Below are 8501 nucleotides of genomic sequence, written 5' to 3'. Positions count from 1 at the left end.
GATTCCATAAGATCATGAATTATCATGAAGCGAAGTCAATCATATTCAGCTATATAGAAGGCTTCTACAATACGGTGAGAATCCATTCCCATTGTGAATATCAGTCGCCAGATGAATACGAGGAAGAGTACTATGAGAAGAAAGTGAATAACATAATAGCAAGCAATGAAATTGTTGAGGTTGTTGCATAGACAGTAACATAAAAAACGGACATTTAAGTTGTTCTAAAACTTGACATAGTACCAGCTGTCAGTCTGGACGATCTTCCAGAACAAAGAGAAGTCCAAGCCGCTGAATATGGCGAAGCAGTAAATCCGGAGGCTGGATGGGAGGAAAGTTATCACGCCTTCTTCGGGGAGGTCTCATCGACGAAAGCCGAGGTGAAGAACATCATGCAGGTAAGTAGCAGTAACAACGAACGATGAGAAGTCAGCAGAGGCCGTAGTAGTGAAGAAATCCCGCAATGGGGATGGAGCAAAGGGCCGAACGAATCACCAGCTTCATTTCATGAATGTAGTCAAATCTCTCTGAATGGTCTGTGAGCTCGGATAAAGTCCGTTAAGACCAGAGACGAGACAGCGACGGAAAGGAGAAGCAGACAAATGGCATCACAGTTACTGGAGCTGATTCTTTCAGATAGAAATCTGGAAGAAGCCAGCCGCAAGGTTATGATTAACAAGGGATCTGCAGGTATTGACCGTATGCCTGTAAGCCGATTGCCGGAATATATCGGGCTTCATAAAGATGAAGTGCGGGAACTTATCCGGCACAGACATTACAGACCACTGCCAGTCAAGCGTGTGGAAATTCCGAAGGATGATGGCTCGAAGAGAAATCTGGGTGTGCCGGCAGTCAAAGACAGGTGGATCGAACAAGCAGTAACACAGGTTCTGTCACCAATCTTTGATCGTACATTCTCAGACAGCAGCTATGGGTTCCGACCAGGAAGAATGGCCGAGCAGGCAATCCTGAAAGCACTCGAATATATGAACGATGGCTATGACTGGATTGTCGACTTAGACCTTTCAAAGTTCTTTGATAACGTCAATCAGGATATATTGATGATTCTGGTACACAACGTTATTAAAGACCCGGATACTGAATCACTCATCAGACGATTCCTGCAGGGAGGGGTTCTGATAGAAGGCAGCTTTGAAGAGACACGGAAAGGAACCGCACAGGGATCCCCGATTTCTCCACTGCTGGCAAATGTCTATCTGAATGAATTCGACAAGGAACTCGAATCCAGAGGTCTGCACTTTACCAGATACGCAGATGACTGTATCATCTGTGTCAGAAGTGAAGCAGCAGCCAACAGAGTGATGAAGTCGGTAACAAACTGGCTCGAAAAACGTCTTCGCGTACAGGTTAATGCAGCGAAAACAAAAGTAGCACGGCCTAACCAAATCAAATATCTTGGACATTCCTTTTACTTCAAAGATGGTAAGTGGAGACCTAAGCCGCATATCAAATCATTGAAGAAGCTGGAATACAAGCTGGTGCCGCTGTTAACAAGGAAATATAACATTCCGATGGACCAGAGGATAACCAGAATAAATCAGGTTGTACGGGGATGGGTCAATTACTATCGTCTGTGTAACATGAAAACGGCCCTGAAAAAGATTGACAGTTGGGTACGGCTGCATATCCGGATGATTTACTGGAAACAGTGGAAAACGGTCAGAAACCGGGCAAACCACCTGTACGCACTTGGTATGAAAACATACTGGGCATGGCGTTATGCCAATACGCGTAAAGGAATCTATGCCTCGGGACTATTCCTAAGTCGCTGGATTACCAATGACCTCTTGAAAAGAGAGGCCGGATTGATCAGCTCGGAAGAGTATTTTACCTTGGTACATGTAACAGTGTTGTAATTTGTTGGTGTTTCGAACCGCCGGACGCCGAACGGCTTCTCCGGTGGTGTGAGAGGAAAAAAAGATGAGAGCTCACGCTCTCATCCTCCTACTCGATTCCTGCTGCTGAGAATTCATCACCCTATGTGGATTCTGTCTTCTGGTTTGGCTAACATCTCAAGTTTTGTAGAAAAAATGGCACATCCCGCATAACGATGGGACTTGTGCCATTTTCTCTGTGTGGTGATATGGGTTATCTTTCTGGTCTGGACATTAATATTTCAGAACTCGCCGGATTTCTTCGCGGGAACGGTATTTCAAGCTTAAGTTAATGCCTGCCTTTTTACGTTGAAGAGTGACTATAACTTGGATTTGAAAATCATAATGGCCTTGTCCAGACATCATGAGCTCATTGAAGTCAAGACTAATATTATCAATAATTACTAAAATCAGCAGTATAAATCATATTTTTTTCTTGTATGGATAGGTATAATAGTAACTGAGGAAAAATGATAAATTATAGGTAGAAGGGTATTTACATGACATCAAGAGATCAATATTCATTGCGTCAGAAAGGAGCAAATAAATCATGAGAACAATTCGAATTACAGGAAAAGGACAAATCAAAGTTAAGCCAGATATGACAAGGCTAACCATTACACTAGAAGACACTTACAGAGAATACAGCGAAACTCTCAAACATTCATCAGAAGCCACTAAGCAAATCAAGGATCTCTTTCTTGCGTTCGGTTTTGAGAAGAGCAGACTTAAGACCCTTTCATTCAATGTCGATACAGAATATAAAAACTATAGCGAGCACAATACCTACAAGCGTATCTTTGTCGGTTACAGCTATAGACAAGTTTTAAAAATCGAATTCGATTCTGACAACAAACTACTCGGTAATATTCTCTATGCTCTCGCCAATTCTCCTCTCCATCCCGAATTCAGAATCAGTTATACTGTAAAGGAGCCCGAAGCTGCAAAGAATAGACTTCTAAGCAAAGCGATGCAAGATGCTAAAAAGAAAGCTTTAGTACTTTCACAGGCAGCTGATGTAACACTCAAAGACATCCAAAGCATCGATTATTCCTTTGTAGAACTTGACTTTCAAGTCAATTCTATACAGAACATGTTGCCCTCAAAAGCAAGTGTTCCATCCATGCAAGACTACGATATTGAAATTGAACCGGACGATATTGACGTAACTGATAGCGTGACCGTAGTTTGGGAAATCGAATAAAGATAGCACAAAAAGAAGCAGACAAGACATTTGGAAAATATCAAAATAATAATCACTGTACCCATTTATTATTGCAAATGAGAAACAGGTACCTAAGCAGATATTTCGTTGGGATGCTATCGATAAACATGAAAAGCATTTTCAAGTCAAAGCCCTTCAGATCATGTGATCTAATATTTTTTGGTTAGTCTTGTGGCTATTCTTTTCTTGATTTTTTTATCATAAAAAGGCTGCCATAGGAATTTTAGTTGATGATGTTATCTATGCTTAATACGAGGGGCTGTCCAAATATGTATACGCTTATTGGAATATTTGTATTAGATGAAGTGTATGGATTATTTCAAAGATAAGATGGATCAGATAAATTCTTGTTTATTGCTTATAAAAGATGATTAAAGTATTAATGGAATGCGTTATGAGGTTAGAAAATATATGAGAATTGTTAATTTAATTGAAAATACAGAAGGAAGATCCGAGTGTTTATTTGAACATGGATTGTCCTTTTATATAGAGACAGAAAGTCATAAGACTTTACTTGATCTCGGACAAACAGACAGCTCCCTTAAAAATGCTAAAAAAATTGGCATTAATCTGAATGAAGTAGACACAGTTGTGTTAAGCCATGGACATTACGATCACTCAGGAGGCCTTATTCCATTTACTAAGATTAACGATCATGCTGCCATCTATATGCAGAGTTCTGCTAGTGGCGAGTTTTATGCATATGATGGAGATAACAGCTATAGATATATAGGTATAGACAAAAGGATTTTGATGCTTTCTAAATTGAGACTACTTAAGGGTGACTATGTAATTGATGATGAACTAGAGCTTTTCACGATAAAAAACAGAACACATTCGCTTCCATTCACAAATAAGCGCCTTCTTATCAAAACCGCTTGTAGTTTTGTACCAGATGATTTTTGTCATGAACACTTTCTTGTAGTAAAAGATAAAGAGCATACAATATTAATGTCTGGTTGCGCTCATAATGGAATACTAAGTATCCTTGATACTTATAGAGAAAAGTATGGCAATCTTCCAGATATTGTCATCAGTGGCTTTCATCTGATGGTGAAGCGTAACTATCGTGATAATGAACTGCAGGAAGTCAGATTCATTGCAAAGGAACTAAAGAAATATCAAATAAAATTCTATACCTGCCATTGCACAGGAATTCCTGCATTTGAAGAAATGAGGAAAATCATAGGAAATCAGCTTAAATATGTACATTCCGGTGAACAAATCATTTTATAAAAGACTAAGGCAAATTCCAGTTAATCAGTAATAATAAAAAACATCCATCAGCATAATAGTAGCCTTCTAAAGTCTACAGCTTAATAGCTAGGATCTACTTTGGAATTGTTTTTATAGTTAGAAAACTTAAATGTACAGTTGTAGCTAGTAGGGCGATAGTGCAAGTGTGAAGGCTAGTCATGTGGCTGCATAACATATTTAATACTTCAAAGAATCTACTAAAATAGAAATGAGGGCTATTTAATAACAGGATTAAGAAACCTTGCCCCTAATTCCTAAATTTATAAGGGTTTATAATAATGTAGCTTCAATCATGAATTGTCCTCAAGATGTTCTAGCTAATTGTAACTGAAAACACACCTATATGGATTAGAAAAGTTCGAAAGGACTGAACACTCTCCTATAAGTGTGTATTATGTGCATTATTTTAAATCCATTCATTTTTAACGCCATTTCTGGTGATCAATACTGGATCCAAACTTAAAATGATATTTTACAATACCAATATCCGCCTTTTCCAAAAAGCCTTTCTTTGAAGTGATAAAGAGTGCATAGCCATCCCAGTGTATAGTAAAGAGCTGCTGATTTCCAGCTGCTGGTGCCAAAAGTGCACAGTTCATGCCTTGACAAACCAATCTGGTGCAGTACGTTCAACGTCTGAAAGCTCATCGAGAGATTTAACTTTGTGATTCCTTTCATTGTCTTCATCAACGCCCCAGCGCAGGAAGCCCCGACTTCTATAAGTCGTGGGAGGAATGCCCGTTTTTGCGGCGGTTTTTCTTTCTGATATACGCCAAAATATAATATAATGTTTTAGTGAAGAAAGTGAGGCTTATGGTATGCAACAGACCATTACAGCAAAACAACAGATTTTCGTAAATACTTCTAATAAACAGGTTCTCTGCGATGCCATGAAAGCTTATACTAATGCCTGTAATTGTGTGTCTGAATAGATATATAGAACTCATCATCTTAGTCGTTACAGTGTACAAGGACATATTTATTATGCTTATTCAGATTGATTTAGCCCAATACATCAATTCAGGAAAGCACCAAAAGCATCTGAATACTATGCGAGCATACTTCAGGAAAAAACATGACAAAATTATAAAATATCTTAAAAATGACTTCCCAAATGAAGTAAGACTATATGGTATGGGTGGCGGGATGTATTTTGTTATGGGAATCAAAACAAAACTTACACAAAAAGAAATTATAAAAATATTTAAAAAGCATGATGTCGGTGTTTCCAACAAAGGTATTTTAGAAAGATTCTACACTATGTCCAAGAAATCAGGTCATCATTGGATATGGAGGAATTACCTTGAAAGAGTTAGATAAGTGGATGGACGCTTTGAAAGATAGCCTTTTACAAATAATATCAAAATAAAGAGCATTATTTTTCAAAAAGAATTTGGAAATATCGATTATTTAAGGAGGAATAAACGATGTTTAGAGAAATGCTTAGAAAAAAGCAACAGTTATCAGAAGAAGAATGTATTAACATTCTCAAAAATCAATTACGTGGTGTACTATCAGTCCTAGGTGATGATGAATATCCCTATGGCATGCCTATGAATCATTTCTATTGTGAGGAAGATGGAAAAATCTATTTTCATGGTTCTAGAATGGGGCATAAAATTGATGCTATGAAAAGACATAACAAAGCATCTTTTTGTGTATATGATGAAGGTTTTAAGCGAGAAGGGGAATGGGCACTTAATATTAAATCAGTTATTGTCTTTGGAAAGATAGAATTTATTGAGGATCGTAAAACAACATATCGAATTGCCGAAATGCTGAGCTATAAATTCACTGATGATCAGAACTATATCCAGCATGAAATCAAACATTCTGGTCCCGGTACGCAATTGTTTGCATTAGTTCCAGACCATATGAGTGGAAAAATCGTAAATGACTCTTAGTATCTACCAATGCTTTGCATTATGGTTTCTAAAACTCATGCTTTCAATAAAACCTAGATTCTATTTCATTCATGAAATCACATAGCAACTTGCATTCATGTATAGTAAGCATTACATTATTATTGACATATGCTAGAAACATAAGCAGGTGATCAAATGTCAAGGCCAACGAAATGCAGAAGAATTTGTAATAAGCCAGCATTTGATAGCTTTTTAACCGCAGGAGCATCTTCTCAGGAACAAATTACATTAACTTTAGATGAATATGAAGTTATACGGCTTATTGATTTAGAAAAATATACCCATGCGCAATGTGCAAAACAAATGGCAATATCTAGATCTACAGTCACTGAGATCTATGAGAATGCCCGCTTTAAGATTGCTGACAGTATTGTCAATGGTAAAGCCTTGTTGATTGCGGGAGGGCATTATCATTTATGTGATGGATCAATTTCTGGTATCTGCAATAAGACATGCAGAAGGTTTGTCAGGATGCAAAAAATAGAGCGAAAGGGAGATGTAGAAATGAGAATTGCAGTCACTTATGAGGAAGGAATGATTTTTCAACATTTTGGTCATACACAGGAATTTAAGTTCTATGATGTTGAAGAAGGCAAAGTTGTAGAAAGCCAGGTCGTCAATACAAATGGTCAGGGTCATGGCGCACTTGCTGGACTTTTAGCACAAAACAACGTTGATGTCCTGATTTGTGGAGGTATTGGTCCAGGCGCACAGAATGCATTAAGCCAGGCTGGTATTCAGGTTTATGGTGGTGTATCCGGTTTAGCTGATCAAGCCGTTGATGCTTACTTAGCTGGTTCCTTAGATTATAACCCTGATGCACATTGTGATCACCATCATCATGAAGATAACTGTCATGGTGATCATCAAGGTTGTCACCATAGCTAAATATTCATTTTGCTCTACGTTACGTAGGTTGTGTTACTATGTTTTTCCCGTTATCCTTGTTTTGTAAGGAGTAAATCGATATGAATCAATACATAACTGGTGCTATGATCAAACGCTTAAGAGAAAACAAGCACATGACACAACAACAGCTTGCATCAAAACTTAATGTGAGTGATAAAACAATTTCTAAATGGGAAAACAGTCGTGGTTATCCAGATATCTCTCTTATCGAATCATTAGCTAACGCACTTGATGTATCCATAATTGAGCTATTTACTGGTGAAAACATCGTCAACACGAACAAATCTTCCAATATGCGTAAAATGAAGTTTTATGTATGTCCTATTTGTGGCAACATCATACAAAGTACAGGAGAAGCAGTCGTCAGCTGTTGTGGTATTGTTTTACCAGCTTTAGAAGCTGAAGAGGAAGATCTTGAACACCAACTGCATATTGAAAAGATAGAAGATGAGTATTATGTGACAATTTCTCATGATATGAACAAAGAACATTATATTTCATTTATTGCAGCAATAGGAGATGATGGCTATGAAATAAAGAAGCTCTATGCAGAAAGTAGTGCTGAAGCACGCTTTAAAGTGAACAGAACAAGATCAATTATCTATTATTGTAATAGGCATGGATTATTTCATGTGCCAGTTCGTTAAATCAATCTGATTCATGGCTTAAGACAAATCTGCTTCTTAAGCCTTTTCATTTATGACAAGATCAAAAATAAAACTTGACCTAAATCCTAGATAAAACAAACTCTAAAATATATAATAGCTATAAATGAAAATGAAAAGAGGCATTAATGATGACACTTAATGAAGTCAATGAACAAGCAAAAGAAATTCGTTCACGTTATCATGAATTAGAAAAAGAGATCCATGGTTCAGTCTGGACAGTCGAAGAAGATGCTTTGGCATTTCTTACTGATGCAAGTTTAATAGGACGTCTTACGATGGACAACCAAGGAAGATGGCCAAGTGATAATAGGGATATTCTTCCTTCAAAGATTGGTGAATGCGTTTGGTGGCTTTCCGTTCTCGCAAATCGAATGAATATCAACTTTGAAGATTGTGTAAAAGATTTTCTTGAAGAAAGATTAAATAGTCTTGAATGACTATAATTTATCTCTTCTTCAAACATATAGATTAACCAATCAAACGATTTTTTGTTTAAAATCCCCATTTGCACAGTGGACCTATATAAAGAGAAAAAAACGTTGATATTCCAACGTTTTACTTCCATGCATCTCGATATTTTAGCGTCTTTTGCGAATACACTATCGCCCGCAGAAGCATTTCC

At 37.5% G+C, this 8501-nt stretch carries 9 protein-coding genes and 1 pseudogene; 9 read left to right on the top strand and 1 reads right to left on the bottom strand.

Annotation, left to right across the window (positions count from 1 at the left end):
• From FYJ79_RS12455 to FYJ79_RS12070, 4 genes and pseudogenes are all read left to right on the top strand, one after another.
• Window positions 1-191 (top strand): annotated as a pseudogene (locus FYJ79_RS12455) (hypothetical protein); the annotation flags it as partial.
• A 411-nt stretch (window positions 192-602) separates the two neighbouring features.
• Window positions 603-1877 (top strand): group II intron reverse transcriptase/maturase, encoded by a 1275-nt coding sequence (gene ltrA, locus FYJ79_RS12080; RefSeq protein ID WP_154518835.1) that lies wholly within the window; start codon window positions 603-605, stop codon window positions 1875-1877.
• Between the two features lie 568 nt (window positions 1878-2445).
• The gene (locus FYJ79_RS12075) at window positions 2446-3099 is read left to right on the top strand and encodes an SIMPL domain-containing protein (RefSeq protein ID WP_154518833.1); all 654 of its coding nucleotides are present in this window, start codon (window positions 2446-2448) and stop codon (window positions 3097-3099) included.
• 432 nt (window positions 3100-3531) lie between these two features.
• Complete coding sequence (locus FYJ79_RS12070) at window positions 3532-4356, top strand: MBL fold metallo-hydrolase (RefSeq protein ID WP_154518831.1); 825 nt, start codon at window positions 3532-3534, stop codon at window positions 4354-4356.
• A 443-nt stretch (window positions 4357-4799) separates the two neighbouring features.
• Here FYJ79_RS12070 and FYJ79_RS12065 read toward each other — a convergent pair whose 3' ends face one another.
• Entirely contained in the window at window positions 4800-4976 is a 177-nt protein-coding gene (locus FYJ79_RS12065) for a nitroreductase family protein (protein WP_154518829.1), read from the bottom strand.
• 385 nt (window positions 4977-5361) lie between these two features.
• Between FYJ79_RS12065 and FYJ79_RS12060 the strand changes: the two genes are divergently transcribed.
• The 5 genes from FYJ79_RS12060 to FYJ79_RS12040 all read left to right on the top strand — a co-directional run bounded on the left by FYJ79_RS12060 (window position 5362) and on the right by FYJ79_RS12040 (window position 8316).
• On the top strand, window positions 5362-5697 hold the full coding sequence (locus tag FYJ79_RS12060) for a hypothetical protein (RefSeq protein ID WP_154518827.1): 336 nt from the start codon (window positions 5362-5364) through the stop codon (window positions 5695-5697).
• Window positions 5698-5804: 107 nt separating this feature from the next.
• Window positions 5805-6281: a pyridoxamine 5'-phosphate oxidase family protein gene (locus tag FYJ79_RS12055; protein WP_154518825.1), complete on the top strand. Its 477-nt coding sequence runs from the start codon at window positions 5805-5807 to the stop codon at window positions 6279-6281.
• 156 nt (window positions 6282-6437) lie between these two features.
• Window positions 6438-7190 carry a NifB/NifX family molybdenum-iron cluster-binding protein gene (locus FYJ79_RS12050; RefSeq protein ID WP_154518823.1) on the top strand — a complete coding sequence of 251 codons (753 nt, stop codon included), beginning with the start codon at window positions 6438-6440 and terminating at the stop codon, window positions 7188-7190.
• 80 nt (window positions 7191-7270) lie between these two features.
• Window positions 7271-7858 (top strand): helix-turn-helix domain-containing protein, encoded by a 588-nt coding sequence (locus FYJ79_RS12045; RefSeq protein ID WP_154518821.1) that lies wholly within the window; start codon window positions 7271-7273, stop codon window positions 7856-7858.
• A gap of 146 nt (window positions 7859-8004) precedes the next feature.
• Window positions 8005-8316, top strand: coding sequence for a nucleoside triphosphate pyrophosphohydrolase family protein (locus FYJ79_RS12040; RefSeq protein ID WP_229771473.1), 312 nt, complete (start codon window positions 8005-8007; stop codon window positions 8314-8316).
• The last annotated feature ends 185 nt before the right edge of the window (window positions 8317-8501 follow it).

Source organism: Sharpea porci (assembly GCF_009695655.1).
Classification (GTDB): Bacteria; Bacillota_I; Bacilli_A; order Erysipelotrichales; family Coprobacillaceae; genus Sharpea; species Sharpea porci.
Note: the sequence above shows the minus strand (reverse complement) of the source record. Positions and strands in the feature narration are given on the sequence as shown.

What these genes read in the sequence shown, in the direction of transcription:
- ltrA (WP_154518835.1), top strand. Translation starts at nt 603, where the DNA reads ATGGCATCACAGTTACTGGAGCTGATTCTTTCAGATAGAAATCTGGAA.
- FYJ79_RS12075 (WP_154518833.1), top strand. Translation starts at nt 2,446, where the DNA reads ATGAGAACAATTCGAATTACAGGAAAAGGACAAATCAAAGTTAAGCCA.
- FYJ79_RS12070 (WP_154518831.1), top strand. Translation starts at nt 3,532, where the DNA reads ATGAGAATTGTTAATTTAATTGAAAATACAGAAGGAAGATCCGAGTGT.
- FYJ79_RS12065 (WP_154518829.1), bottom strand. Translation starts at nt 4,976, where the DNA reads ATGAACTGTGCACTTTTGGCACCAGCAGCTGGAAATCAGCAGCTCTTT.
- FYJ79_RS12060 (WP_154518827.1), top strand. Translation starts at nt 5,362, where the DNA reads ATGCTTATTCAGATTGATTTAGCCCAATACATCAATTCAGGAAAGCAC.
- FYJ79_RS12055 (WP_154518825.1), top strand. Translation starts at nt 5,805, where the DNA reads ATGTTTAGAGAAATGCTTAGAAAAAAGCAACAGTTATCAGAAGAAGAA.
- FYJ79_RS12050 (WP_154518823.1), top strand. Translation starts at nt 6,438, where the DNA reads ATGTCAAGGCCAACGAAATGCAGAAGAATTTGTAATAAGCCAGCATTT.
- FYJ79_RS12045 (WP_154518821.1), top strand. Translation starts at nt 7,271, where the DNA reads ATGAATCAATACATAACTGGTGCTATGATCAAACGCTTAAGAGAAAAC.
- FYJ79_RS12040 (WP_229771473.1), top strand. Translation starts at nt 8,005, where the DNA reads ATGATGACACTTAATGAAGTCAATGAACAAGCAAAAGAAATTCGTTCA.